This window comes from Alphaproteobacteria bacterium (assembly GCA_041396705.1).
Taxonomy (GTDB): Bacteria; Pseudomonadota; Alphaproteobacteria; order CALKHQ01; family CALKHQ01; genus CALKHQ01.
Window position 1 is genome coordinate 51665 of record JAWKYB010000019.1, and the last position, 26936, is coordinate 78600.

Below are 26936 nucleotides of genomic sequence, written 5' to 3' on the forward strand. Positions count from 1 at the left end.
CGTCCGCCGTCGCGCCGGCTCAGCGCTCGGTGATGGTGAGCGTCGCGTCGGGCGTGATATCGCCCCAGGCACCGACCCAGATGTCGTACTGGCCGCTGGCCGGCGGGTCGAACTGGAGCTGCGGATCGACCCCGTTGGCGTCGTCGTTGCAGACCCAGTTGCCCTGCGGGTCGTTGACGACCAGCGTGGTGTCGGCGTCCGAATGCACGGAGAAGGTCAGCCTGTACTGGCCGGCAGTGTACTGCAGCCGATAGTCGGGCGCCTCGGCGATCATGCCTGCGACGCAATCGAGCAGCGCGGCGCCAGTGTCCAGCGGGCCGCCGGCCGCCAGCATCACCTCGTGCGGGTCGGGCTCGAAACCGGCCGCCAGCGACACCGAGCCGAAGGTGGGTTCCATGCTGACATCGGGGGTTGCGCCGGCGCCGCCGCCCGCCTGCTGCCCGCCGCCCCCGCCGCCAGTCGGCTGGCCGCCGGCCATGGCCTGGGCATCGGCGAGGGAATCCGGGCAGTCGTTGGCATCGTGGAACTGGCCCTGCGCGATGACGAACACCGACGCATCGCCACTCTGCGTGATCTGGCCCGGCGGCAGGCCGGCGCCATTGCTGTCCGCGCCGGTCAGGATGCCGCTGCTCGCATAGCGGCAGTGCAGGTCTCCGGCGGCGAATGCGGGGCCGGCCCCCGCCAGCAGCAACAAGGCGATCACAGTCGTGCGCATGGTGTCCTTCCCGTTCCGTCGGCACACCGAACGGTGCGCCTGACCGCAGGCGCCCGCCGGTTCCGATCCGTCGATGGTTCTCGCGGCCCGCGCAGCCGCCGAACGACTCGCGGCAGATCATCGCAACGATGACAGCGCGGCGATGCTGCGCCCGGGCCCCGGTTCTGGCAAGAGGGACCGCGACGCCGGGGCAGTGCCGCGGCTTCGACGCGGCCTTTACTCCACCGCGAGCACGTCAAAGCTGCGCGCGAGGATGGCCGCGTGCCAGGTATGGATCACGCGGCCGGCGCGTTCCGGCTCCGCGCCGCCTGCCGACGGCATCGGGTATCGCACGGCGGCAATGGCGATTGCGCCGGCGTTGCCGGCCGCGTCGGCATCGAGTGCCGCGCGCTGGGCGTCCGTCGGCCGTTCGCCGGTCAGCGCGAGAAAGCCGAGCGCGACCGGCCCGGCCAGGGCCGGCGCGTCGACCACCAGTGTTTCCACCGCGCCGCCAACCTCGGCGACGAGCGGGCCGTGGGTGCTGCCGGCCGGAACCCAGTCGGCAAGGGCCCGGCCCAGCGATGCGGCGGCGGCGTCCGCATCGCCGCGATCCGCATAAGGCAGCAGGATCGCGTTGACCTGGTCGGATCCGGCCTGCAGGTCGACGAACAGCGCCAGCGGATAGGCCGGCAGCGGCGTGCGATCCGCCGCTCCCGCCTCAGATTGCGCAAGGGCCTCGTCGAGGTCGATCTGGCCGTCGCTGCCGGCAAGCATGTCGAGCAGTGTCGCCATGCCGGGAGCGTTGCCCATCGCAAGCAGAGACAGCTCCATCGCCCAGGCCTGCACCGGCCGCGGGTCGACACCGGGAATCTGCCGGGCCGCCTCGATCATCGGCAGCAGCAACGGCGCGGTCGTTAACGCCGCAGCATCGCCGCTGCGCATCGCCAGCACGGCATCGAGATCCGCCCAGTTCTCGGTGATCACCGCGACTCCGCCTTCCCGGCCCGGCACCCAATCGGCTGCGGCGGCCAGCGCCATGCGCATCGCAGCCATGACATCGCCGTCGAACGGATCAGAACGCATGTCTTCGTCGGTCAGCTGGATCGCGCGGATGTCGTCGTCGAAGCGATGCCACACCGGAACGCCGTCGCGCTCGACGCGCGCGAAGCCGCGGAGGCGCAGGTCGCTCCAGGCGAGGGTCTCGTCGTCGGTGAGCGGGCCGTCGCCGGCCAATACCGTCACCTGCGGCTGGTCTCCGACGACGATCACCCGATCGATGGCGAACCAGTCGACGCCCAAGGCATAGACCAGCGGAACCGGCGCGCGGCCGACCCACTGGGTGTGGATCAGAAGGTCGCGCGGCATGGCAAGCAGCCGGCGCATCGCGAAGCGCCACGCCTCCTGCCGATCCTCGGGCCAGGTCTCGAAGCTGTCCGCCGCGCCGCCGACTGCCGTCTCGGCCAGCGGCGGCACGATGCCGGCCGCTGCCTCGACCGCACGAAAGTCGGCATAGGCGAAGATCATCCACGGCGGTCGGTCGCGCTGCAGCTGGGGCAACATGGCCAGCAGGTCGGCCAGGCCAGGTCCCTGCTGCGCCTGCGCCGCACCCGCCAGCGTCGCCAGCATCGTCACAACCGCCGCTGCATGCCGCACGCCCGCCTCCTTCGATGCCAGTGCCACAGGATGGTCTCATCAACCGTGGGGCGGAACAAGGCCATTGGGGGCAGGCGACAGCCCAGTCACGGCCGTCGGGGGTGCGAACGCCGCTGTGACTGTCGTCACACAAACAGAGAACAGGTCATTACTTTTCAGTTTCCAAGGAATGGCATTCCTGTTACTTTCCTTCCAGGTCCGGCGCAATAAATGACCGGCCTGCCTCTTGTCTGTTCCGAACCCTTCTGTGTGCGACCTGCCGGTGCGGCCCGATCCGGGCGCGGGCCGGCGATTGATCGGCGCGGTGCGCAAGGCCGTCGGCGAGCGAGCCCGGCCCCACGCCCGCGCTCGCGGGGGTATTGATGCAGAAAGCCTTCAAAGACCTGGTGGACGGCGAACCGCATCTGCGCGCCTTGCTGAAGGCCGCGGACCAGCGGATCGCCGACGTGATGGAACTGGCGCTGGACAAGGTCGTCGCCCATCTCGACGATCCCAAGGACCATCCGCTGCCGGCGGACCGGAACTCGATCGAATGGGGCCTGTACCGGCTGGTCGAGCGCAAGTCGGACGGCGACAAGCGCCGCCTGGCACGCAAGCTCAAGGACCGGCTGGACCCGAAGGCGCGCCGCCAGCGCTATGGCGACCTCGCCGACATTCCGCTCACCGCCGCGACGCCGGTGTTCGAGCAGGCCAAGACCCGGATCAAGGCCGGCTTCGCGGTCCCGGCCGCCGCCGACAGGCAGCGCATCCTGGCCAAGCTGGAAGCGCTGCGCCCGGCACCGGCCAAGGAGGTCGCAGCGGACAAACCGGCGCGTGGCCGCAGGGTCGCACTTGCCGGCCGTGCCACGCCGCGCGGCGGCGTCGCCGCCCGCTTCGCGCTGCGGGTGGAGCGGGCCGAATGCGTGCAGAAGACGCGCGAGCTGTTCGAGGGTGCGGACGAGATGGCGTTGACCGTCAGCCTGTTCACCGCCGACGACCTGATCCGCGCCGTCAGCCAGACCCGCGACACCTTCGACCTGGGCAGCTTCGACCAGGATCAGGTGCGTGGGGTCGAGTTCGAGACGCGGCAGGCCACCATCGGTGCGGCCGAGGGCCTACCGACCGCCATTTTCGCCATCCTGGTCGCCGCCGAGAAGGACCGGTTCGAGCAGGGACAGCAGCGAACTCGACCAGGCGACCGCGGCGACGTTTCTGTCGTTCCTGGCGGTCGGTCTTGGGGTGCAAATCTACGGGCTGGTGCTGATCATCCTGGGCGCCTCGGCCCTTGTCACCATCCCTGTCGCGATGATCGCCGGCGCGATCATCGGACTTGGGCTTACGGTCGCGCTCGGCGTGCGTCGGCGGCTCAGCGACGACGTGTTCGAGCCGAAGGTCGTCGCCGCCGAGGTGAATGCGGCCGACGACGTGTTCGACGTGCAGTCGGTCGAGCTTGTCAACGACCTGACGGCGTTCAGCACCAACAAGCGTGGCCGCTACCGCATCGACTATCGATTTGAGCTTGCTTGAGACACCAAGGGAGGAGACGCGATGCAGACCGCAACCGATATCCGCAGCCGCATCCAGGCCGACCCCGACCTGCGGCGCCTGCGCGACCACATCGAATGGGCAACCGCCAAGGATGATCGATCTCGTGATCGACAAGGTGGTCGCCCATCACGAGGACCCGCGCGACCACCCGCTGCCGGCGGACGCCCGCAGCCCAGAACGCCTGCTGCACGCCCTGTTCGAGGACCTGCCGCGGCGACGCCAGCGCGACATCGTCGACGCGGTCAAGCCGCGGCTGAAGGCCAGCGCCCGCGCATCGCATTACCGCGAGCTTGCCGCGGTCGACCTGAAGAGCGCGACGCCGGTCGCCGCCCAGGCCAGGCCCAGGCTGGAGCAGGCGGCACCGAAGCTGTCGGCGCCCGCCGTGGCGCGGATCCGCAGGCCTTTCCGGAGTCCATGCACAAGGCCGCGCCTGCGGCCCGTGGCGGCCGACGCCCGAAACGCGCCGTTGTCGGCCGGGCGGCACAGCCGCGCGGTGCGACGGCGCGCCGGGTCGTCCTGCGGCTCGACTCCATCCGTTGCGACGAGAAAACCCGGGAGCTGCTGGAAGGCCGCGACGAGATCGCCATCCAGGCGATCGGCTTCGACGAAGCGGGCCTGGCGGCGGGTCGAGCGGTATTCGACAACTTCATCGAGCTCGGCAAGTTCAAGGATGGCGAGGAGAAGGCCCAGAACGGGCTCGAGCTCGGCAGCTTCGACTTCGATCCGGCCGACGGCCTGCCGCAGGGTTTCCGCGCCGTGATCTTCCTGGGCGAGCTCGACCGGGCCCTGTTCAAAAAGCCGAAGAACGACGGCTTCGCAATGATATTGCTGGGCCTGCTGGTGATCGGCGCCCTGCTGGCGATCTTCGTGCTGACCGACGGGTACATCGGCGCGCCGCTGATCATGGCCCTGACCGGCGGCATGGTGCCGTTCTATGCGCAGCTGCTCAGCATCGTCAGCGACGACGCTTTCGAACCGGAGAACGTCGCCGTGTTCGTCGAGGATCCGGCCCAACAGTTCGAACCCGAGGTCGTCCGCTTCAGGTTCGGCGAGGGGCTGCTCGGACTGGTGCAGAAACCGGGTGCCTACTCGGCGACCGTGCGTTTCGAGATCGCATGAGCGCGATGCGGCCGGAGTGGACGTCCCGCCCGGCCGCTTCCGCCGTCAGACGGCGAGGATCAGCAGCATCGCGAACAGGGCCGCGGCGGCCCCGCCGCCCGGCAGCAGCGCCTCCAGGCGGCCGGTGTGCTGACGGATCGAGGCGTGTGCGCGCATGGTCGGTCTCCTTCGCAGCCGACAGGAATTGCCGGTTCCTTCGAAACTGGAACATGCGCCACCGCCGCCCTGTGACGGCGGCCACGCCTCACCCAGGGTTGAGGCGAAGCGAGACCCGGTGATCCGACGCGACGCCCGCAAACCGGCGGCGAGGCCGGGGCGAATGGGGCATCGACCCCATGGCGACCACTCCCTTGCACGGCCAGCTTGAATGCCGAGGCCGGACAGCGGGTCCGGCCCAGGCGCAAAGCCCGCACAGCAAGGGAGAATGACCATGACCAGCATCCGCAGGGCACCGTCCCGGAGGTACCGGACCAGCCTCGTGGCGGCGATCGTCGCCGGTGCCACGCTCGCCGCATGCGTGCCCGTCGCAGGCCCGGCGCAGACCGCGGGCGATTTCGCCACGGCGCCAGCCTATGCCAACCCGCCGGGCTTCGGGCCGGCCCCGGCGCCTTTCGGCGGCAACGGCTGGTGGACCGTGCCGCCGGGCTTCCAGCTCAGCTTCCGTTTCACCTCCAGCGAAGGCAGCTTCTCCGCCGGAGTTCTCAGCTCGGGATCGAGCGACTGGTACCTGGTCTACGACGACGGCACCCGGCTGGCGTGGGGCCGGATGGGCGACGACGGCGTGCTGCGCGGCACCTGGGTCCGTGCCGGCGGCCCGGTTCCCTGCCTGTTCCCGGTGCCGCCGGCCGCCGCGCTGGCCGCGAACGGCTTCCAGTTCCATCAGCCGCTGACGGTGTGGGGCACGTTCGAGGCCCGGTTCCAGGCCGGCCAGGATGGCAGCGTCTTCGAGGGCAGCTGGGGCGGCTGCGGCCTTCCGCTGGGCATGCCCTGGAGCGGCCGGGTGGCATAGCCGCGGATGGACGCTCGTCGCGACCTGGGCAACAATCGGGTCTATCAAGCTGCGAGGGGAGCGGAACGGCGTGGACCAGCTCAAACGGGCCTGCGATGCGGTGCTGGCGCGGGCCACTGCGGGAGCGGCGCGCGTGCCCGGCGTGGTCGCCATGGTGACCGGGCGGGACGGCACGCTCTATTCCGGCGCCGCAGGCGTGCGCCGGCTAGGCGGACCGGCGATGACCGAGGACACGGTGCTGGCCTACTACTCCGTCACCAAGGCGATCGGCGGCACGGCCGTGCTGCAATGCGTCGAGGACGGGCTGCTCGACCTCGACGCACCGACAAAGACTTACGTGCCGGAGATCGCCCGGCTGCAGGTGCTGACCGGTTTCGCAGCCGACGGCACCCCGCAGACCCGGCCGCCCCGCCGCGACATCACCACCCGCCAGTTGCTGCTGCACACGGCCGGCCTTGGCTATGACAGCTTCAATCCGATCTATCGCCGGCTCGTAGCCGAACGGGGCCAGTTGTCGGTCACCACCGGCCGCATGGCCGCCTTGCAAGTCCCGCTGCTGTTCGACCCCGGCGAACGCTGGGAATATGGCGCCAACATCGACTGGGCCTGCCTGGCGGTCGAGCGCATCCGCGGCCGGCGTCTGGGCGACGTGCTGCGCGAGCGCGTGTTCGCGCCGCTGGGCATGGCCGACATCGCCTTCACGCGTACCGCGGCGATGAAGGCGCGCACCGCCACCATCCATCGACGCGGCGCCGACGGCGCGCTCGAACCCGACGACGCATTCGGCCTGCCCGACGACCCCGAGGTCGACATGGCCGGCCATGGGCTCTACGGCACCGTCCCCGCCTACATCCGGTTCATCCGCATGTGGCTGAACGACGGGGCCGGACCGCATGGCCGAGTGCTGCAGCCGGAGACGGTGGCGATGGCGGTAACCGACGGCCTGACGCCGCCGCAGCGGGTGGCGGCGCTGCCGGCGGCGAACCCGGAGGTGACCAACGTGGCCGAGTTCTTCCCCGGCCAGCGCAAGTCCTGGGGCTACACCTTCATGATCAACGACGAGGACGCGCCGACCGGCCGACCGGCCGGCTCGGTCGGATGGGCCGGTCTCGCCAACTGCTACTACTGGATCGACCGCCGCAACGGCGTCGGCGGCTTCTGGGGCAGCCAGCTGCTGCCCTTCGCCGACACCGTCGCGCTGCCGGCCTATCTGGACTTCGAGACCGCGGTCTACGACTGGCTCGCCAGCCGATGACCGCACCGAACGCGCACATCGTCTATGACTTCTCCGGGCGCACCGCCATCGTCACCGGCGCGGCGCAAGGCATCGGTGCGGCGATCGCCGACGCGCTGTCCGGCGCCGGCGCGGCGGTGGCGCGGTGGGACCGTCAGTTGGACGACGCGCCGGCCGACGGACGGTTCCATGCCGACATCGCCGACGACGACTCGGTGGCCGCGGCGCTGTCGGCCACGCTGGCCCGCTTCGGTGCGGTCGACATTCTGGTCAACAACGCCGGTTTCGCCGGCCCGACCCAGCCCGTGGTCGAGACCGACCCGGCCGACTGGCGCCGGGTGATCGACGTCAACCTGACCGGCACCTTCACCGTGTGCCGGCTGGTCGCGCCGCACCTCGTCGCACGCGGCTGGGGCCGGATCGTCACCGTCGCCTCGCTGGCCGGCAAGGAAGGAACGCCGAACGCGGCCGGCTACAGCGCCGCCAAGGCCGGCACGATCGCGCTGACCAAGGCGCTGGGCAAGGAGCTGGCCGGCACCGGCGTACTGGTCAACGCGATCGCGCCGGCGGCGGTGCGTACCGCGATCCTCGACCAGATGACGCCCGCGCACGTCGCCACCATGGTGGCCAAGAGCCCGATGGGGCGGCTGGGCGAGCCGGCCGAAGACGCTGCCCTCGCCCTCTGGCTGGCGTCCGACGCATGCAGCTTCAGCACCGGCGCCGTCTTCGACCTCAGCGGCGGGCGCGCCACCTACTGAGCGCTGCGCCCGCTTGCGCGCGTCCCCCTTTCCCGTAAAACCGCTGGGTGCCGCATCGTGGCCGAGTCACGTGCCGGCGCACGGGCGGAAGGTGCGGGCGCGATGGGCGGATTGATCGGATTGCTGTGGCTCGGCGTCGGCGGCGGTGCGCTGGCGATCGCTGCCGCGGAGCTGGCGCCGATCTGGCCGATCGCCGACACCGCCAGCCACTTCCGGCCACATCTTGCCATCTTCGTCGGCACCTTCGCGCTGGCGGCGCTGCCGGTCGGCCGCTGGGCGATCTTCATCGTCGGCGCGCTGGCCAGCGGCTGGGCGACGCTGGCGGTGACGTCGACCGGCTCGTGCGAAGCGCCGGCCGGCGAAGGCGGCGGGCCGGCCTTCAGCGTGCTCAGCTTCAACATCCTGGCCAGCAACCTGGACCTGGAGGACATCGAACAGCGCATCCGCGAGGCGGATGCCGACGCGGTGATCCTGATCGAGTACGGGCCGGTGCACACCCCGCTGGGCACCGCGCTCGCCGACATCTATCCCGGGCAGATCGACTGCGCCCAGACCCGCGGCTGCCGCATGGCGCTGATGGCGCGCCGACCGTTCACCCTGGCGCAGACCATGGGCCGCGACCAGGGCACGCCGCCGATCGTCAGCGCCCGCTTCGCGCTTGGCGAACCCGAGGCGGACTCGGCCGCCGGCGACGGCGCGGCACCGGCCGACGAGGCGGAGCAGGCCGCTGCGGATTCCGTCGGCTTCACGCTGGTCGGCACGCACCTCAGCCGTCCGTTCGACGGCAGCGGTCGCTGGCAGGCACGCGACGTGGATTCGCTCATCGCGGCGATGGCCGGCCTGGACGGCCCGCTGGTCGTGGCCGGCGACTTCAACGCGACGCCGTGGTCGCGGTCCATGCGCACGATCCGCGAGTCGACCGGGCTGTGCGGCGCCGCCGGCTACCGGCCGACCTGGCCGGTATGGCTCGGCGCGCTCGGGTTGCCGATCGACCACATCCTGGTGTCGCCGGACCTGGCGGTGACGGCCGAGACGTTGCCGCCGGCCGGCTCGGACCACCTGCCGATCAGGGCCGTGGTGACGGCGCGTTAGCCCGGCCGGCCCGGCCTCAGCCCGCCTTTGCGGACCAACGCGCCGCCGCCGCGTCGTCGGCGGCACGCGCCTCGACCCAGCTTTCGCCGGCGGCGCCCGCCTCCAGCTTCCAGAACGGCGCCTTGGTCTTCAACCAGTCGATCAGGAAGGCGCAGCTTTCCAGGGCGGCTTGACGATGGGCCGATGCGGTGGCGACCAGCACGATGCGATCGCCCGGCTCGAGACGGCCATAGCGATGCACGATCAGGCTGGCGGCCAGCGGCCAGCGCGCCCGGGCCTCGGCCTCGACCGCCGCCAGCATCTTCTCGGTCATGCCCGGATAGTGTTCCAGCGTCATTGCCGACACGGCGTGCGTGCCGCCCTCGCCGCCGCTGATGTCGCGGACCAGGCCGACGAAGCTCGCCACGCCGCCGACCGCATGGTCGCCCGCGCTCAGCGCCGCCAGTTCCGCGCCGACGTCGAAATCCTCGCGCTGGACCCGCACCGTCATCGGCTCAGCCGCCCGTCACCGGCGGGAAGAAGGCAACCTCGTCGCCCGGCCGGACCGGCGTGTCCATGCCGGCGAACTCCTGGTTGACCGCGACGCGCACCACGTCCATCCGCGCCAGCGCGGCGGCGTGGGCCGGGCTGCGCGCGCGCAGCCAGTCGACCAGCCCCGCCACGTCGGTCACGTCGGCCGGCGGTTCGACCCGCTCCTCGCCCTGGCCCAGCTTCTGCCGCAGCCAGGCAAAATACAGCAGCTTCACGGCATCACCTCGCTCATCGGTATGAAGGGCGCGACCGCGCCGGCGTCAAGCCCGGACACGCCCTCCGCCAGTTCGACAAGACCGTCCGCCGCGACCATCGACATCAGCACGCCGGCGCCGTCGCGCGGGAATCGGCGGGCCACCGGCACGCCGTCGGCGCCGGCCGGGTCCAGCGTCGCCCGGACGAATTCGCGCCGGTTCGCCTTCTTGCGAGCGGCGAAACCGAGGCGGACCGGGAACCGGTGCGGCACATGGTCCACCGCGCCGGCCAGCCGGTCGACCAGCGCGCGGCCGAGGAACAGGAATGTCACCATCGCCGCGACCGGGTTGCCCGGCAGGCCGAGCACCGGCGTCATGCCGTCCGCGCCCGGCATCAACCCCAGTCCGACCGGACGGCCCGGCTTGATCGACAGGCGCCAGACGTCCAGTCGCCCCGCCGTCCGCAGCACCGCCGGCAGGTGATCGTGGTCGCCGGTCGACATGCCGCCGGAGGTGACGACGAGGTCGTGGGCGGCCGCCGCATCGGCCAGCGCCTCGCGCACGGCCTCGCGCCGGTCGGGGACGATCCCGCGGTCGTCGACCGCACAGCCCAACCGCCGCAGCAGGCCGGCAATGAGGCACCGGTTGGAGTCGTAGATCGCGCCCGCTGGAGCTGTCGTGCCGGGCTCGTGCACCTCGTCGCCGGTCGACATCAGCGCCACCCGCAGCGGACGACGCACGGCGACGCCGGTCGCGCCCTGCGACGCCAGCACGGCGACGTCCTGCGGGCGCAGGCGGCTGCCGGCGGCCAGCAGCGGCGCGCCGACGGTGACGTCCTCGCCGGCGAAGCGGCGATTGGCGCCCGCGCGGATGCCATGCGGGATTGTCACGCGACCGTCGGCGACGGTGCAGTCCTCCTGCATCAGCACGGTATCCGCGCCGTCCGGCATCGGCGCACCGGTGAAGATGCGGATCGCCTCGCCGGCGCCCGCCGGCCGGCCCAGCGGCCGCCCGGCAGCGGCAGAGCCGCCGACCGGCAGCGTCGTCGGCCCTGACGCCGCGAGGTCGGCGAACCGCACCGCATAGCCGTCCACGGCGGAATTGTCGGTCGGCGGCACCGCGCGGACGCCGACGGCCGCCTCGGCCAGGACGCGGCCCGGCGCATCGGCAAGGCCGACCCGCTCGGTCGCCGCCACGCACCGTACGCGGGTCCGCAACAGGGCGAGCGCGTCGTCCAGCGGCATCAGGTCGCCGCCGAAGGCAAAGCAGTCGTCCGAGAGCTGGGCCATCGTCGTGGCACGCCGCGGCGCGTGGCCGCGTCAGGCCGGCATGAGCGCCCGCTCGGTCGCGGCCATGACATTGCGGTAGAGCTGGCGCGCCGCCGCCTTGAACTGCGGCATGTTGCGCGCACAGTCCGCGCCGATGCGCGCCAGCCCGTGCGGGCCGAGCGCCCGTTCCAGCGCCGCCCGATATTCCGGAATCGCCGCCCAGTCGGCGACGGTCGTGTCGGTCAGCTCGACATGGTACTGCAGGCTGAACGCCCGCTCGCCGACCGCCATGGCCTGAACCGCGCAGGCCGGCGATTCGGCCAGGACGGCGGCCCCCGCCGGCACGCGCAATACCTCGGCGCTGTGCCACTGCAGGGCCGAGGTGCGCGGCGGAATGCCGGCCATCAGCGGGCTGGCCCGTCCGGCCTCGGTCAGCGTCACGTCCAGCACGCCGATCTCCGGCGTCGCCGCCGGCCCTACCGCGCCGCCAAGCGCCGCCGCCAGCAGCTGGTGGCCGAGGCAGAGCCCGAAATACGGCATCCGGCGCCCGACCACCGCCTGCCGGATCGCCGCCTTCTCGGCGATCAGCCAGGGATGCGCATCCTCCTGCCACACGTCCATCGGGCCGCCCATCACCCACAGGGCGTCGAAGTCGGCCAGGTTGGGAATCGGCGCGCCCTCGTCGAGCTCGACCCCGGTCCAGGCGATGCCGTCCTCGGCCATGAAATCGCGAAAGATGCCGGGGTGCTCGCAGGCGAGATGCTGGAACACCAGGATGCGCGGTCGGGCCATGTTTCACCTCCTGACGAACCCCTGCCGCCGGCTGCGGGGCTTTACGAAGACTTAAGGCGCGTCCGGCAAAGTGGCGGATCGATGGACCCGTGTCGAGGCCGCGTGCGCGAGCGCGCCGCCAACATTGACGAAGCGTGAGACGATGACCCAACGGTTGAGCGAGGACGACGTCAAGCGGCTGCTGACCGAGCGGACCGAAGAGGTTCGCGCGGAGACCGCGCACAAGCTGGCCTCCCAGTACGGCCATGCCGAGATGAGCGAAAGCGAACGCGCGATGGCGGAAGAGATCTTCCGCATCATGGTGCGCGACGCCGCGGTCCGGGTGCGCCAGGCGCTGGCCGAGCAGCTGGCCGAAAGCGGCGTGGTGCCGCACGACGTGGCCCTTTCGCTGGCGCAGGACATCGACGAGGTCGCGCTGCCGGTGTTGCAGAAGTCGTCGGTGCTGACCGACGAGGACCTGATCGAGATCGTGCGCGCCAGCGGCACCACCAAGCAGGTGGCCATCGCCCAGCGCGAGGCCGTGTCCGAGACGGTTTCGGCCGCCCTGGTCGAGACCGCCGACGAGGACGTGGTGGCCGAGTTGGTGGCCAACGACGGCGCCACGCTGTCGGAGGCCTCGCTGCACAAGGTGATCGACGACTTCGGCGACAGCGCCCGCATCCAGCAGCCGATGGTCAGCCGCGGCAGCCTGCCGGTCGGCATCTCCGAGCGGCTGGTCTCGGTGCTGTCCGACAGCCTGCGCGAGCAGCTGGTCGCCAAGCACGAGCTTTCGCCGGAAACGGCCACCGACCTGATCATCCAGTCGCGCGAGCGCGCGATCCTCGGCCTGTCCAAGGGTTCCGACATCCGCGACGTGATGGCACTCACCGCGCAGCTGCACCGCAACGGCCGGCTGACGCCGACGCTGATCCTGCGCGCCACCTGCATGGGCGACGGCCAGTTCCTGGAGGCGTCGCTCGCCACCCTGTGCGACATCCCGCTGTCCAACGCCCAGGCGCTGATCCACGACCGCGGCGGTCTCGGCCTCAAGTCGATCTACCGCCACGCCAAGCTGCCGGACGAGTTCTACCCGGCGATCAAGGTGGCCGTCGACGTGATGCGCGAGACCGACTACGACGGCAACGACCACGACCGCGAGCGCTATCGCCGCCGCGTGGTCGAGCGAATCCTGACCCAGACCGAGGACATCGCGACCGAGGACCTGGACTATCTGCTCGACCGCATGAGCGACATGGGCATGCGCGCCGCCGCCTGACCTCGCCCCGGCCCGGCAGGACGTCATCGCGCCGAACCGCCCGCGCCCCGCGCCGGGCGGTTTCGCTTTAGCGGGGCAATGCTAGCCGCCGACCGGCGCCGGCTGCGCCGAATACCACTCCGGCAGCCACAGCGCGAGGCCCGGGAACAGGATCACCGCGGCCAGCACCAGCAGCTGCAGCAGGACGAAGGGAATGATCCCCAGGTAGATGTCCTTCAACGACACCTGCGGCGGCGCCACCCCGCGCATGTAGAAAAGCGCGAAGCCGAACGGCGGCGTCAGGAACGAGGTCTGCAGGTTGACCGCGATCAGGATCGCGAACCAGTAGGTCACCGCGTTGGCCATCGGCGAATCGACATGGTGGCCGAGGTCGAGGTGGGCGATGATCGGCGTGAACACCGGCAGCACGATCAGCGTGATCTCGATCCAGTCGAAGAAGAAGCCGAGCAGGAAGACGATCAGCATCAGCACGAACAGCAGGCCCCACGGCCCGAACGCCAGATACTCGATCAGGTCGATGACCAGCTGCTCGCCGCCCAGCCGCCGGAAGATGTAGGAAAAGGCGGTCGCGCCGACGAAGATGAAGAACAGCATCGCGTTGGTCAGCGCCGAGCGCTGCACCACCTCGCACAGCGTGCGCCACTTCAGCTTGCGGTTGAACAGCGCCAGCAGCACCGCGCCGGCGGCGCCGACGCCGGACGCCTCGGTCGGCGTCGCCCAGCCGCCGAAGATCGAGCCCAGCACCAGCACGATCAGGAAGACCGGCGGGATGAAGCTGCGCAGCACCAGCAGGAACAGGTCGCGATTGGTGTCGGGCCCGACGTCGGCCGGCAGCCGCGGCGCGACCTTCGGCCGGACCATCGCCAGCACGACGATATAGACCAGATAGACCGCGGCCAGCAGCAGCCCCGGCACGATGGCCGCGACGAACAGGTTGCCCACCGTGATCGACAGCAGGTCGGCCATGATCACCAGCATGATGCTGGGCGGGATCAGGATTCCGAGCGTGCCCGACGCGGCGATGATGCCGGTCGATAGCCTGTTGGAATAGCCGCTCTGCATCATCACCGGCAGCGCCAGCAGCGTCAGCATCACCACCGAGGCGCCGATGATTCCGGTGGTCGCCGCCATGATGGTGCCGAGCAGCGAGACCGCCAGCGCGAGCCCGCCGGGCACCCGGCGCAACAGGATGTTCAGCGTGTTCAGCAGGTCGCGGGCGACGCCGCTTTTTTCCAGCATCGTTCCCATGAAGATGAACATGGGAATCGCCACCAGCACCGGGTTCTCGGCGATGCCGCCCCAGATGCGGTTGGCCAGCGCCTCGTAGTGCGCCGGCCGGAAGACGCCGAACGCCCAGCCGATCAGGCCGAAATAGACGCCGACGCCGGCCACCATCATCGCCACCGGATAGCCGGTGAACAGCAGGAAGCCGAGCGCCAGGAACATCAGCGCCGGCAGCAGCTCGTCGATGGGAACGCCCAGCAGATCCATGGTCAGTCGCCGTCCGAGCTCTGCACCAGCACGCGCTGCTCGAAGCGCTCGACCCGCACGACCAGTTCAGGACCTGCGAACAGGACCAGGAGCTTGCGGATCAGCACCGCGATCGCCGACAGCGCCGCGACCACGAGCCCGAGCGGCAGCACCGCCTTGATGATCCAGCGGTGCGACAGCCCGGTCAGCGCCGACGACACCTCGCCCTGGTCAAACGAGTTGGCGGCGTACTCGGCGAAGATGAAGAACAGCAGCCCGCAATAGGGGATCATGAACAGCAGCGCGCCGAGCAGTTCGATCCACTGCTGCGCGCGCGGCTTCAGCCGCTCGCGGACCAGGTCGACCCGGACGTGGGCGTTGGCGATATAGGCGAAGCCGAAGCCCAGCGCGAAGATCACCGTGTGCAGGTGCCATTCCATTTCCTGCAGCTTGGTGGAGGTCAGATCGGCGCCCTCCTCCATGCCGCGCTTGACCCACAGCAGTGCGTCCTGGATCCACACGCCCCAGGACCAGACCTCGCCCTCGGCGCGCCGGGTGACGACGTCGAGCAGGATGATCAGGATCAGCGGCAGGAACAGCCAGGCCGCCGCCTTGCCGGCGAACACCACCACCGCGTCGAGCCCGCGCGAGAATCGGAACAGGGCGAATTGCGAGCGCTCGCCCAGCATCAGCAGCACCAGCACGACCAGCATCGCGCCCACCCCGGCGAAGAACCAGGGGATGACGACGGCCTGATCGAGGTCGAGCGTGCGGTTCATGACTGCGCGGGCTAGACGCCGGGGCGGCGTTGGCCCGCGCTGACGCGCGGGCCGGAATGCGGATGCCGCTCAAACCCCAGCGGCACCCACGACGCCATCGGTCCGGCTGTCCCTAGTCGAGGTAGCCGAGGTCCTTCCAAACCCGGTAGTTCGCGCGGAAGGTGGAGTAGGACTCCCAGACCTTGGCGAAATTCTCGTTCTCGGCCACCAGTTCGGCCACGACCTCTTCCCAGGCCGCGTTCAGCTGGTCGAGGATATCCTGGGGCCAGCGGTGCAGCGTGACGCCGTTGGCCTGCAGCTCCTGCAGGGCGGCGAACTGGATCGCCTCGCCTTCGGCGATGCCCTCGCGCATCGCGTCGCCGCAGGCCAGCTCGAGGATCGACTGCTGCTGCTCGGTCAGGCCGTTCCAGCTGTCCAGGTTCAGCAGCAGCTCGAAGATCGTCGACTGCTGGTGCCAGCCCGGGAAGTAGTAGTGCTTGGCCACCTGGAAGAAGCCCAGGTTGAGGTCGATCGCCGGCTGCGAGAATTCGGTGGCGTCGATGGTGCCCAGCTCGAGCGCCTGATAGATCTCGCCGCCCGCCAGCAGCTGGGTCGAGACGCCGAGCTTCTCCATCACCCGGGCGCCGAGACCGAAGAACCGCATCTTCAGGCCGTTGAGCTGGTCGATCGAGGTGATCTCGTTCTTGAACCAGCCGGACGCCTCCGGCGCGATGATGCCGCACGGAATCGACTTCAGCCCGTAGCTGCCATAAAGCTCGTCCTGCAGCTCGCGGCCGCCGCCATAGTAGATCCAGGCCAGATACTCGCCCGATGCCGGGCCGAACGGCACGGCGGAGAACATGGCGAAGGTCGGGTCCTTGCCCGCCCAGTAGCCCGGGGTCGACCAGGCCGCGTCGATCGAGCCGCTGGCGACCGCGTCGAAGGTCTCCAGCGCCGGCACCAGGGCGCCAGGCTCGTAGAAGGTGATGTCGATATCGCCGCCGGAAGCGACGCGGATCTTGTCGACCAGGTGCACGCCCAGCGTGCCGAGCTGGGTCAGCGTGCTGGAATAGGTCGAGCCCATGTCCCAGCGCACGGACTGGGCCGACGCCGCGCCGGCGCCGACGGCCAGCCCGAGGGCCGTGGCCCCCGCAAGCAAGACGCTCTTCGTAATCATGTCTGCAGCCTCCCTTTGGGTTCTTGGCTCATCGATCGTGGTGGATATGTCGATGCTCGTGCCGGCGCTGCCAACGCCCGCGCGCCGGAACGGTAGTGGACGGGCGCGGAGGGCACAATGCCAATCTGGCCGGCTGCGGCGGCCGGCCGCTACTCGCAGAGGACGGCGGTCGCCTCGACATAGCCGCGCACGTCGCTGGCGGAAACCGTGAAACGGACTTCCTTCGCGCCCAACAGCACCGAGGTGTGCAACGGCAGGATGCCGGCCGATTCTACCCGCTCGCCGCCGATCACGGCGAACTCCAGCGTCACCGACTGGCCGATGTCGAACCAGCCCTGCGGCAGCCCGGCGTCGTTGCGCGCGGCGGTGCCCTGGCCGGACACGGTGACCTGACCGCCGGCGAAGCTGACCGACTGCGCCTGGCGCGCATTCGCGTCGGTGCCGAGCAGGAAGCGCTTGGCCGACGGCTCGCCGCATTCGCGCTGGGCCGCCGCCGCCTCGACGAACCGCCCGAGGCGTTCCGCCGTCACGCCCAGCGCGAGCTGACGGTCGACCAGTTCCATCAGGCTGGCGCGCTCGCCCAGCGGCACGTCGCGCTCGTAGCGGATCTCCCACTCCTGCGCGGCCGCCTGGGCGGCGGTGACCTGCTGGATCATGCCGGCACGCTCGCGCTGCAGCCGGCCGACGTCGATCTGCAGGGCGTCGCGCTCCTCCCGCAGATTCGCCACCCGGCGCTCGTCCAGCTCCTGCCCGATGCCGTAGCCGAGGATGAAGGTCGCCGCCGGCATGGCGAAGAAGGCGACGACCTGGAACATCCGCGACCAGGTCCGCCGCCGGCGCCGGCGCTCGCGCTCCTGCAAGCTGAACGACATCAGCAACCCCCGCCATCCGACCGCGGACCGCGATCGCCCGCCGCTCGGACTGTCAACCGGCACAAGGACTTAACGGCGATTCGCGCAACCATGTCGCACCGCATATCATATCGGGCGACTCCGATCACAGCCGTGAGCACGGCCCGCGGGCCAAGCCGCGCCGTTCGGCATCGATCGTGTCGGATTGGTCGGAGTGAGTGGATTCGAACCACCGGCCCCCGCCTCCCGAAGACGGTGCTCTACCAAGCTGAGCTACACTCCGACGGGCGGGCTTATAGCGCCTCGGCGCTTGCGCAGCAACCCACCATGTGATCGCCTTCGCGGCACCGATGCGACCACCCGAAACCACCGGAGGAAACCCGATGTCGCTTGCCCGCATGGTCGAGTATGAGGACGCGCCCGACGAGGTCCGCGCGGTCTATGACGACTTCATGGCGACCCGCGGAATCGACTGGGTGCCCAACTTCTGGAAGACGCTCGGCTCGCACCCGCCGCTGCTGCGCGAGGTCTGGACCGGGCTGAAGCAGACCATGCAGCCGGGCCGGCTCGACGTGTTGACCAAGGAGCTGCTGGCGATCGCGGTCAGCGCCACCAACGGCTGCACCTATTGCCTGAACTCGCACACCGCCGCTGCCCGCCGGTTGGGCATGGACGACGCGATGCTGGGCGAGGTGATGGCCGTGGTCGGCACCTTCACCCGCACCAACAAGCGGGCCGACGGCTATCAGGTCGAGGTCGACCCGCCGATCCACAAGGCCGCGCGCGGCGGCTGAGCGGTCAGGGCTGGCCGGCGACCCCCTCGACCAGGATCAGCTGCCCTTCCGACGCCGCCTGGCGCAACGGGACGATCGCCTGGTAGTCGGCGGATTCGTAGAAGCGGCGCGCGGCGGCCATGTCGTCGAATGCCAGCACGACGACGCGGCGGGTCTCCGCGGGCCCCTCCAGCGTCTCCAGAGCACCGCCGCGCACGACGAAGCGGCCGCCATATTTGGCGACCACCCCCGGCGTCCGGTCGAGATAGGGCTGATAGGCTTCGCGGTCGCGGATCGCGACGCGGGCGATGATGTAGGCGCTCATGACCGGTTCCCCATTGCGTGCGCGGGGCACCCTGCCGCCCCGTTCCGCCGGCGTCAATCCCGCCCCGATGCCGTGCGCTGCGCGCTGAGCGGGTGGGCCGATTCGACCAGCCGGCGCATCCGCTCGGCGACGACATGGGTGTAGATCTGGGTGGTCGAGATGTCGGCATGGCCCAGCAGCTGCTGCACCGCGCGCAGGTCGGCGCCGTGCTCCAGCAAATGGCTGGCGAAGGCGTGGCGCAGCACGTGCGGGCTCAGCCGGCTCGGCTCGATCGCCGCATTCGCCGCGACGGTCTTCAGCAGCTGGGCGAAGCGCTGGCGCGTCAGCGGCGCGCCGCCGCGCCGCCGCGACGGGAACAGCCACCGGTTGGCGGCGGCCGGACCGGGGCCGGCGAACGCGGCGCGCAGGGGCAGATAGGCGGCGACGGCCTGCCGCGCCGGCAGGCTCAGCGGCAGCATGCGCTCCTTGCCGCCCTTGCCGCGCACGATCAGGGTGGCGCCGTCGCGCGCCAGCGCGTCCACCGGCAGCCCGACAAGTTCCGACACGCGCAGCCCGGTGGCGTAGAGCAGTTCGAGCAGCGCGGTCATCCGCACGCCGCTCGCGCCCGGCAGCATGGCCGCGGCCGCCAGCAGACGGTCGACCTCGTCCTCGCTCAGGGTTTTCGGCAGCGCGCGCGCCCTGCGCGGGGAATCGACATCCAGCGAGGGGTCGTCGCTGCGCTCGCCCTCCGCGAGCTGGAACCGCATGAACTGGCGGATCGCCGACAGGCGGCGGGCGACAGTGGCGGCCGACAGGCCCTCGCCGTCCATCGCCGCCTGCCAGTCGCGCAGGTCGGCCGCGGTCACGCCGGCGAGCGTGCCGCCGCGGCGGCACAGGAAGGCCTGCAGCGCGTGCAGGTCGCGCCGGTAGGCGGCGAGCGTGTTGGTCGCCGCGCCGCGCTCGGCGGCAAGCATCTCCAGAAACGCCTCGATCCGATAGTCGCGGCCGGGCGCCGGCGCGGCCGGAACCGCACGGCCCGGTTCTTGCTCAGGCGGAGCCAAAGAACCGCTCGTTCGGAATGATCTTCTCGATCTGGCCCTCCGGCGGCGGTATGTCCCATTGGCTGAGGAACGCGCCGCCGCCAATGACCACGAGCAGCAGGAGAACGAGCAGGACCCGCGTAAACCGGCCCCGGCTGGAGCGCGTGTCAAATCGTTGTCGCAACGGCGAACTGACCCTATTGTGCAGCCAGCATCATGTCATCGGCTGCCTTCCGCGGCGCCCCGTCCCCAATACTGGCGAATTGCGACTCAACGCTGTAAAGATTCTAGAGACTGCGATGACCGGGTTCAACGAAAGGATCGTCGGCACCGCCGGTGCCCGAGCGCGCGATGGACGCTGACGCGCCGGACGGCGACGCGCGCCGTGTCGGCCCGATCGACCGGACGATCGTGCTGGTCGGCCTGATGGGCGCGGGCAAGACCGCCGTCGGCCGCCGGCTGGCGTCGCGGTTCGACCTGCCTTTCGTCGACGCCGACCAGGAGATCGAGGCCGCCGCGGGCTGCAGCATCTCCGACATCTTCGCCCTGCATGGCGAAAAGGCCTTCCGCGACGGCGAGCGTCGCGTGATCGCGCGCCTGCTGGACGACCCGCCGCATGTGCTGGCCACCGGCGGCGGCGCCTGGATGGATGCCGAGACCCGCGCCAAGACGGCCAGGTGCGGCCTTTCGGTCTGGCTGCGCGCCGACTTCGACGTGCTGCTGCGCCGGGTTGCCCGCCGCAACCACCGGCCGCTGCTGAACGGCAAGGACCATGGCGAGGTGCTGCGCCGGCTGCAGGCGGAGCGCTATCCCGTCTATGCCCTGGCCGACATCGTGGTCGATTCGGACGACAGCCCGCTCGACGTCACCGTCGATCGCGTGGTTGCGGCGATCGAGCGCCACCTGCAGCGCGCCATGCCGGCCCCGCAGTCGGCCTCGCAGGGAGTGGGCTGAGGTGAGCACCGAAGCCCCGGCGGACGAACGCCTGACCGTCGCGCTCGACGCGCGGTCCTATGACATCGTCATCGGCAGCGGCCTGATCGGCCGCGCCGGCGCCCTGATGCGCCCTGTGCTGGCCGGCCCGCGGGTCGTGGTCGTCACCGACACCGCGGTCGGCCCGCTTTACGGCGACGCCCTGGCCGCGAGCCTGTCGGCCGCCGGCCTTGCCCACGAGACGGTGACGGTTCCGGCCGGCGAGGCCAGCAAGGATTTCGTCACGCTGGCCGGCGTGGTCGACAGCCTGCTCGCGAGCCGGGTCGAGCGTTCGACCACCCTGGTGGCGCTGGGCGGCGGCGTGATCGGCGACCTGACCGGCTTCGCCGCCTCGATCCTGCTGCGCGGCATCGACTTCGTGCAGGTGCCGACCACCCTGCTGGCCCAGGTCGACAGCTCGGTCGGCGGCAAGACCGGCATCAACACCCCGCGCGGCAAGAACCTGGTCGGCGCCTTCCACCAGCCGCGGCTGGTGTTGGCCGACGTCGCCGCGCTCGACAGCCTGCCGCGCCGTGAATTGCTGGCCGGCTATGCCGAGGTGGTGAAATACGGCCTGCTCGGCGATGCGCCCTTTTTCGACTGGCTCGAGCAAAACGGCGCGGCGTTGCTGGCCGGCGACTTGCGGCTGCGCGTCGAGGCGGTGCGCCGGTCCTGCGCCGCCAAGGCGGCCATCGTCGCCGAGGACGAACGCGAGACCGGGCAACGCGCCCTGCTGAACCTGGGGCATACCTTTGGCCACGCGCTGGAGGCCGAGGTCGGCTATGACGGCCGCCTGCTGCACGGCGAGGCGGTCGCGATCGGCATGGCGATGGCGTTCGCCCTGTCGGCACGGCTTGGGCTTGGGCCCGATGCCGCGGCGGTGGCGCGCATCCGCCGCCATCTCGCCGGCGTCGGGCTGCCGACGTCGCCTCCGGCGCTGGCCGGCGTGAGCTGGGACCCCGACCGGCTGATCGACCACATGACGCGGGACAAGAAGGTGCGCGACGGGCGCATCACCTTCATCCTGGCGCGCGCCATCGGCCAGGCCGAGGTCCGCAGCGACGTGTCGGTCGAGGCGGTGCGTGCCGTCCTAGAGGACAGCGCGGAGGCGGCCTGACCGCAGCGGCACATGGCCTACATCATCATCGCCATTTTCGTGCTGCTGGTGCTGTCCGCCTTCTTCTCGGCGTCCGAGACGGCGATGACCGCGGCGTCGCGCGCCCGCATGCACCGGCTGGCCCAGCAGGGCAGCAAGGCGGCCCGGGCGGTCAACGAGTTGCTGGCGCGCAAGGAGCGGATGATCGGTGCGGTGCTGCTGGGCAACAACCTGGTCAACATCCTGGCGTCGGCGCTGGCGACCAGCGTGCTGATCGGTGCGTTCGGCGAGCCGGGCGTGGCCTACGCCACCGTGGTGATGACCCTGCTGGTGCTGATCTTCGCCGAGGTGATGCCGAAGAGCTATGCGATCAACCATGCCGACCGGCTGGCGCTGATGGTCGCGCCGGTGCTGCTGGTGATCGTCAACGTGCTCGGCCCCGCCGTGATCACGATTCAGGCGGTGGTGCGCGCCACGCTCAGCGCGTTCGGCGTCACCATCTCGCGCACCATGACCTCGTCGGAGATCGAGGAGGAGCTGCGCGGTGTGATCGAGCTGCACGGCGCCCACGCCGCGGCCGACGACAAGCAGGCGATGCTGCGCGGCATCATGGACCTGGCCGAGCTCGACGTCTCCGACGTGATGACCCACCGCAGCGACGTGGTCACCATCGATGCCGACCTGGACCCGGACCGCATCATCGATCTGGTGCTCGGCAGCCCCTATTCGCGCCTGCCGCTGTGGCGCGACGAACCTGACAACATCATCGGCGTGATCCACGCCAAGGACCTGCTGCGGCTGGTCCGCCAGGCCGAGGGCACGGTCGGCCGCGAGCAGATCGAGGCGGTCGCCGGCAAGCCCTGGTTCATCCCGGAATCGACCTCGCTGTTCCATCAGCTGCAGATGTTCCGCCGCCGGCGCGAGCATTTCGCGCTGGTGGTCGACGAATACGGTTCGCTGATGGGTGTGGTGACGCTGGAGGACATCATCGAGGAGATCGTCGGCGAGATCGACGACGAGCACGACCCGCATGTGACCGGCGTGCGCGCGCAACCCGACGGCAGCTTCATCGTCGCCGGCACCACCACCGTGCGCGACCTGAATCGCGAGTTCGGCTGGTCGCTGCCCGACGAGGAGGCATCGACCATCGCCGGACTGCTGATGCACGTCGCCCGGCGCATTCCCAAGCCGGGCCAGCGCTTCGACGTCGAGGGATTCGCGGTGGAGGTGCTGCGCCGGCAGCACAACCGCATCACCCTGTTGCGCCTGGTGCCGCCGCCGGCGGCCGCCCCGGCGGGCAAGTAGGCGAGCCCGGCCGCCCCCGATGTCCGCCGAAATCTTCGCGATCATCGCGCCGGTCCTGATCTGCGCCGGCATCGGCTTCGGCTGGGTCAAGCTGAAGGTGCCCTACGACACCGGCTTCGTCACCAACCTGGCGACGACACTGGGCGCGCCGGCGCTGATCTTCTCGACCCTGATCGGCCAGGCCGAAGGCGTGTCCGGCCTGATCGACCGGATGGCCGATATGGCGCTGGCCAGCATCGCCGCGATCGGGGCGATGCTGGCGGTCGGCGCGATCGTGCTGTACGCCCTGCGCCTGCCGTTTTCGTCGTACCTGCCGTCGCTCGCCTTCTCCAACTCCGGCAACATGGGCCTGCCGCTGTGCCTGTTCGCCTTCGGCCAGGAAGGGCTGGCGCTCGCCATCGCCTATTTCGCCGTCGCCGCCATCCTGAACTTCACCGTCGGCGTCGCGCTGGCCTCGGGCACCTGGTCCGTCGGCAGGCTGTTGCGGACGCCGATCATCTGGGCGGTGGCGGCCAGCGTCGCGGTGATCGCCACCGGCACGGACCTGCCGCTGTGGGCGACGCGGACCATCGGGCTGGTCGGCCAGGTCACCATCCCGCTGATGCTGATCACGCTCGGCGTCTCGCTGGCCAGCCTGGGTTTGCGCAACCTGCCGCGCAGCGTGCTGCTGGCCCTCCTCAGGCTCGTCATCGGTTTCGGGGTCGGCCTCGCCATCGCCTGGGCCTTCGACCTGGGCTATCGCGAGGGCGGCGTGCTGATCATCGAGACGACGATGCCGGTCGCCGTGTTCAACTACCTTTTCGCGCAGCGCTATGCGCGGGCGCCGGAGGACGTGGCCGGAATGGTGCTGATCTCGACCATCGTGTCCTTCGCCTCGCTGCCGCTGCTGCTCGCCTACGTGCTGGAGCGGGCGGGATGATGTTGCCCCCGCCGGGCGGCTTTGCCACACTGGACGCCGGATCGGCCCATCGGCGCGCCCGCCCGGCGCGCGACCGGCTCGAAGCATGTTTCGGGGGAATCATGACGCGTCGTCACCTGTCCATCGGCCTGGCCGTCCTGTTGGCCGCCTGCAACACCACCGGCACCGACGCCGATCAGGTGCCGAGCGCGGCCGCGCCGGCTCAGGTCGAGACCCTGGAACCGGCCGCCGGCACCGATGCGGCACCGGCAGCCGCCGTGGCGCCCGCACCGGCGGACGCTGCGGCAAGCGCGGCGGCGGCACCGGCCCTGGCGACGGCGGAAGCCGACACCGGCGAGGCCGACCAGAAGGCGCAGACCTATCTGAACTGCGTCGTCGGCCGCGCGGCGCAGTCGGCCGAGGCGGGCACCGCCCACGACGAGGCGGTCGAGGTCGGCATCGACGCCTGCCGCAACCAGTTCCGCGAGGCGCGCTGGGCCTATCTGGCGACGGGCGTCACCGAAACGCAGGCCGACCGCTATGGCGTCAACCTGCTGGCCTTCGTGCGCACCGAGGCCCGCAGTTTCCTCGACAACCAGGGACAGTAGGCCAAAGTCCCTGACGAACCGAGATACCTCAAATTCGAACAATTTCTCGCCGGGCGCGTTAACCGACTTAACCCGACCCTAAGCCGGCTCCGCTAGCGTAGGAGTCGGCGCCCCAGGAAGGCGGCACCGACCGGGCACGGCCAGAACGGCCGCTGCCGCCGTTCAGGGGAAACAGGACGTTGGCCGTCTTAGCGCGCAAACTGAACGACACCTTCGTCAATGCGGCGCCCCCTTCGCTGCTGCGCGGCGGCGTCTACGTCCCCTTCTCGTCGCCGCACCTGATGATCGCCCGGCTGCGGCTGGACGATGAAGGACGGCCGACGGCGCTGGTGCCGGCGCTGTCCGGCGGCCACGGCTACTATGTGGTGCCGTGGCCGATGCTGCCGGACCTGATCAACATGACGGTCTATGACCGCGCGTTGCACGAATCCCTGGCCAGCATCCTGCACACCGACCCGATCATCGTGCGGCAGAAGGCTCTGGAAGTGCGGCAGCTTGGCCTGTGCGGCCCCGGCGCCGCCGAACAGGCGGTCAAGGACGCCGCGGCCGACACACGCCGGCGGCAGGCCATCTTCTGTCACCTGGTCCAAACCGTGGCGATCAAGATCGGCCGCCCGATCGAGGGACTCACGCCCGAAAGCCTGCACGACGAGGCCAACCTTGCCGCGCTGCGCGGGCTCGCCGAGCGGATCGATCTGGCGCCCGATGCCTTGATCGAATGCCTCGACGCCTGGGCGTCGCAGCTCTGCCTGCTCGGCACCAGCGAGAAAGACCTGCGCGGCCCGGTCCGCCAGCAGCTGAGCGAGTTGCGCGCCATGCTGTCGGTGATGGGCGAATGGGCCAGCAACGACCATCCGGAATATGTCGGCTCGGCGAAGCGGTGCCTGGCGGCCGGCGATGCGATCATGGACCTGATCCGGTCTCAGATCGGGCGGATCGACAACGAATGCGGCGACGCGTTGACTGTGGTGCGATCCTGGCAGACCAGCGCGCCGCGCCTGCGCCAGGTGGCCGCCTTCGCCACGACCGCAGTGCAGATCTGGTATGCGGCGACGGTCAGCTGGCGTGCCGCGGCCGCACTGCGCGACCGGCACGAGATGCGGGCGCGGATCGGTTTCATCGAATCGCTGCTGCCGGTGCTCGCACCCAGCGACATGCTGAAATTCCAGCGCAACAGGGTCGCCAACGATGCCGGCGCGAATGCGGCGCGACCCGCTCGACTGCGGTCCAAGATCGCGCGGTTGCAGCCGAGCAACCCTGCTGGGGGCCTGCGCGAAGCCATCGTCGAGACGGACGACGAGGCTGCCGTCCTGGTGCGCATCCTGTGCTGGCCGTTTCGCAAGCTGGTGCGCGAGGCCGGCCAGGCGGCAGGCCCGGGCGAGATCGCGCACGAGACCGCCCACGACCTGGCCCGCTATCTGCGCAGGACCTGGTCGGCACGCGATGTGGCCCGGTTCGAGGCTGTACTCGCTGCGGTCGACGACCCGGAGCAGTTCGAGGTCGAGATCTTCGAGCTGCGCAAGACGGTGCACCTGATGCTGGTGGAATGGCTGCGCTGGAACCGGGAAGGACGCGGTGACGACGACATGCCGGTTCCGGTCGACGTGCCGGAGTTCGACGCGGCGCAGACCTATGCGGCGACGCTGATGGTGATGATACCGCAGATCTATGCGCTGATGGGCGCGCTGCCGCGGCCACCGATCACCTGGCTGACCATCGACAACATGCGCGCCATCGGCGCCAGCCTGGAAGAGATGGCCAGGTCGGGCTATCCGTTGGCGGCCGTCGGCGCGCTGCACCTGGTGATGCAGAACCTGACCGAGCCCTGCGAGATCGTGCAGACGCTGCGCCACCTGACGGCCCATCACGGTCCGTCGGTGACCGACCAGGACGAGATGCGCAGCATCGTCGATGCCTTGCTGGTGCGGGTTGGCAAGCTCGGCGCCGCGATCGTTGAGGCCGCGGATAGCTTCGACGGTTCGCCGGCACTGTCCAATGCGATCGACCGCTACGTCGATGCCATCGACTGCGGCATCCTATCGCTGCCGCTGCGCCAGGACGGCGGCGTCACCATGCGCGTGAGCCAGATCAATCGCGAGGTGGCGGAGGCGATCCGCACCGGCGTGCTGGAGCGGCTGGACAGTTTCGTGGCCGATGCGTTCCCCAGCTGCGCAGACCCGTTCACCAAGGACGCGCAGGGGATGATCACGAATCTCAATGCCGCGCCCAGCCTGAAGGCATTGCGGCGGATCGAGGTGGTCGTCGACCTGTCGAGCTCGCTGCGCGACAAACAACGGCTGTTCGGTCTCAACGGCGCGCTGGATGCCTGCAAGCTGCGCGCCTCGACCGCGGCCGGGCGCAGCGCGGAGCGGCTGCGCGAGGCGGTCTCGCGCACAGGCGCGGCGCAGTCGCCCTATGTGCTCCAGCACATCATGAGTACGGTCTGGGCGGTGGAGCAGACGCTGGGCTCCGACCAGGCCGACCGGCTGCGCATGAGCGCGACCTCCGCTGTGCGGGTCGAGGGCGTCTGAGCGCGGCCGCGACACGGTTGTTCCCAC

General features: G+C 70.4%; 26 protein-coding genes and 1 tRNA gene. 14 read left to right on the forward strand and 13 right to left on the reverse strand.

Annotated elements, in window-relative coordinates; all coding sequences use genetic code 11:
* Positions 1-19: 19 nt before the first annotated feature.
* Both R3F55_22575 and R3F55_22580 read right to left on the reverse strand, forming a co-directional pair.
* Positions 20-715: a hypothetical protein gene (locus tag R3F55_22575; protein MEZ5670162.1), complete on the reverse strand. Its 696-nt coding sequence runs from the start codon at positions 713-715 to the stop codon at positions 20-22.
* Positions 716-931: 216 nt separating this feature from the next.
* Positions 932-2347: a hypothetical protein gene (locus R3F55_22580; GenBank protein MEZ5670163.1), complete on the reverse strand. Its 1416-nt coding sequence runs from the start codon at positions 2345-2347 to the stop codon at positions 932-934.
* Between the two features lie 362 nt (positions 2348-2709).
* Here R3F55_22580 and R3F55_22585 point away from each other — a divergent pair, with 362 nt between their 5' ends.
* From R3F55_22585 to R3F55_22610, 6 genes are all read left to right on the forward strand, one after another.
* On the forward strand, positions 2710-3843 hold the full coding sequence (locus R3F55_22585) for a hypothetical protein (protein MEZ5670164.1): 1134 nt from the start codon (positions 2710-2712) through the stop codon (positions 3841-3843).
* A 31-nt stretch (positions 3844-3874) separates the two neighbouring features.
* A complete protein-coding gene (locus R3F55_22590; GenBank protein ID MEZ5670165.1) occupies positions 3875-4993 on the forward strand; it encodes a hypothetical protein in 1119 nt (372 codons plus the stop codon).
* Between the two features lie 430 nt (positions 4994-5423).
* Positions 5424-6002, forward strand: a complete 579-nt coding sequence (locus R3F55_22595; GenBank protein MEZ5670166.1) for a hypothetical protein — start codon at positions 5424-5426, stop codon at positions 6000-6002.
* Between the two features lie 70 nt (positions 6003-6072).
* Positions 6073-7257 carry a serine hydrolase domain-containing protein gene (locus tag R3F55_22600; GenBank protein ID MEZ5670167.1) on the forward strand — a complete coding sequence of 395 codons (1185 nt, stop codon included), beginning with the start codon at positions 6073-6075 and terminating at the stop codon, positions 7255-7257.
* The gene (locus R3F55_22605) at positions 7254-7994 is read left to right on the forward strand and encodes an SDR family NAD(P)-dependent oxidoreductase (protein MEZ5670168.1); all 741 of its coding nucleotides are present in this window, start codon (positions 7254-7256) and stop codon (positions 7992-7994) included. The genes R3F55_22600 and R3F55_22605 overlap by 4 nt, the downstream gene beginning before the upstream one ends.
* A gap of 102 nt (positions 7995-8096) precedes the next feature.
* Entirely contained in the window at positions 8097-9086 is a 990-nt protein-coding gene (locus R3F55_22610; protein ID MEZ5670169.1) for an endonuclease/exonuclease/phosphatase family protein, read from the forward strand.
* A 16-nt stretch (positions 9087-9102) separates the two neighbouring features.
* Here R3F55_22610 and R3F55_22615 read toward each other — a convergent pair whose 3' ends face one another.
* The 4 genes from R3F55_22615 to R3F55_22630 are packed head-to-tail and all read right to left on the reverse strand — an operon-like array spanning position 9103 to position 11871.
* Entirely contained in the window at positions 9103-9576 is a 474-nt protein-coding gene (locus R3F55_22615; GenBank protein ID MEZ5670170.1) for a molybdenum cofactor biosynthesis protein MoaE, read from the reverse strand.
* Positions 9577-9580: 4 nt separating this feature from the next.
* A complete protein-coding gene (gene moaD, locus R3F55_22620) occupies positions 9581-9832 on the reverse strand; it encodes a molybdopterin converting factor subunit 1 (GenBank protein MEZ5670171.1) in 252 nt (83 codons plus the stop codon).
* Complete coding sequence (locus R3F55_22625) at positions 9829-11100, reverse strand: molybdopterin molybdotransferase MoeA (protein MEZ5670172.1); 1272 nt, start codon at positions 11098-11100, stop codon at positions 9829-9831. The genes moaD and R3F55_22625 overlap by 4 nt, the downstream gene beginning before the upstream one ends.
* A 30-nt stretch (positions 11101-11130) precedes the next feature.
* Positions 11131-11871, reverse strand: coding sequence for a type 1 glutamine amidotransferase (locus R3F55_22630; protein ID MEZ5670173.1), 741 nt, complete (start codon positions 11869-11871; stop codon positions 11131-11133).
* Between the two features lie 142 nt (positions 11872-12013).
* Between R3F55_22630 and R3F55_22635 the strand changes: the two genes are divergently transcribed.
* Positions 12014-13126, forward strand: a complete 1113-nt coding sequence (locus R3F55_22635) for a DUF2336 domain-containing protein (GenBank protein MEZ5670174.1) — start codon at positions 12014-12016, stop codon at positions 13124-13126.
* Positions 13127-13207: 81 nt separating this feature from the next.
* Here the strand turns inward: R3F55_22635 and R3F55_22640 are convergent, their stop codons facing one another.
* The 5 genes from R3F55_22640 to R3F55_22660 all read right to left on the reverse strand — a co-directional run bounded on the left by R3F55_22640 (position 13208) and on the right by R3F55_22660 (position 17665).
* A complete protein-coding gene (locus R3F55_22640; protein MEZ5670175.1) occupies positions 13208-14617 on the reverse strand; it encodes a TRAP transporter large permease subunit in 1410 nt (469 codons plus the stop codon).
* Positions 14618-14619: 2 nt separating this feature from the next.
* Positions 14620-15375, reverse strand: a complete 756-nt coding sequence (locus R3F55_22645; protein ID MEZ5670176.1) for a TRAP transporter small permease subunit — start codon at positions 15373-15375, stop codon at positions 14620-14622.
* Positions 15376-15487: 112 nt separating this feature from the next.
* Positions 15488-16531 carry a TRAP transporter substrate-binding protein gene (locus R3F55_22650; protein ID MEZ5670177.1) on the reverse strand — a complete coding sequence of 348 codons (1044 nt, stop codon included), beginning with the start codon at positions 16529-16531 and terminating at the stop codon, positions 15488-15490.
* Between the two features lie 149 nt (positions 16532-16680).
* A complete protein-coding gene (locus tag R3F55_22655) occupies positions 16681-17403 on the reverse strand; it encodes a hypothetical protein (protein MEZ5670178.1) in 723 nt (240 codons plus the stop codon).
* Between the two features lie 185 nt (positions 17404-17588).
* Positions 17589-17665: transfer RNA gene (locus R3F55_22660), tRNA-Pro, on the reverse strand.
* Between the two features lie 100 nt (positions 17666-17765).
* Between R3F55_22660 and R3F55_22665 the strand changes: the two genes are divergently transcribed.
* On the forward strand, positions 17766-18176 hold the full coding sequence (locus R3F55_22665) for a carboxymuconolactone decarboxylase family protein (protein ID MEZ5670179.1): 411 nt from the start codon (positions 17766-17768) through the stop codon (positions 18174-18176).
* 4 nt (positions 18177-18180) lie between these two features.
* Here R3F55_22665 and R3F55_22670 read toward each other — a convergent pair whose 3' ends face one another.
* Positions 18181-18480: a DUF1330 domain-containing protein gene (locus R3F55_22670; protein ID MEZ5670180.1), complete on the reverse strand. Its 300-nt coding sequence runs from the start codon at positions 18478-18480 to the stop codon at positions 18181-18183.
* 53 nt (positions 18481-18533) lie between these two features.
* Positions 18534-19520 carry a site-specific tyrosine recombinase XerD gene (locus R3F55_22675; GenBank protein ID MEZ5670181.1) on the reverse strand — a complete coding sequence of 329 codons (987 nt, stop codon included), beginning with the start codon at positions 19518-19520 and terminating at the stop codon, positions 18534-18536.
* A gap of 330 nt (positions 19521-19850) precedes the next feature.
* On the opposite strand from R3F55_22675, the gene R3F55_22680 reads away from it, so the two are divergent.
* The 6 genes from R3F55_22680 (at position 19851) to R3F55_22705 (ending at position 26909) form a co-directional block, all read left to right on the forward strand.
* Entirely contained in the window at positions 19851-20453 is a 603-nt protein-coding gene (locus tag R3F55_22680; protein MEZ5670182.1) for a shikimate kinase, read from the forward strand.
* A gap of 1 nt (position 20454) precedes the next feature.
* Positions 20455-21588 carry a 3-dehydroquinate synthase gene (gene aroB, locus R3F55_22685; GenBank protein MEZ5670183.1) on the forward strand — a complete coding sequence of 378 codons (1134 nt, stop codon included), beginning with the start codon at positions 20455-20457 and terminating at the stop codon, positions 21586-21588.
* 12 nt (positions 21589-21600) lie between these two features.
* A complete protein-coding gene (locus tag R3F55_22690) occupies positions 21601-22872 on the forward strand; it encodes an HlyC/CorC family transporter (GenBank protein MEZ5670184.1) in 1272 nt (423 codons plus the stop codon).
* A 19-nt stretch (positions 22873-22891) separates the two neighbouring features.
* Positions 22892-23791 carry an AEC family transporter gene (locus R3F55_22695; GenBank protein MEZ5670185.1) on the forward strand — a complete coding sequence of 300 codons (900 nt, stop codon included), beginning with the start codon at positions 22892-22894 and terminating at the stop codon, positions 23789-23791.
* A 101-nt stretch (positions 23792-23892) separates the two neighbouring features.
* Complete coding sequence (locus tag R3F55_22700; GenBank protein MEZ5670186.1) at positions 23893-24378, forward strand: hypothetical protein; 486 nt, start codon at positions 23893-23895, stop codon at positions 24376-24378.
* Positions 24379-24557: 179 nt separating this feature from the next.
* Positions 24558-26909, forward strand: a complete 2352-nt coding sequence (locus tag R3F55_22705) for a hypothetical protein (protein MEZ5670187.1) — start codon at positions 24558-24560, stop codon at positions 26907-26909.
* Positions 26910-26936 lie beyond the last annotated feature (27 nt).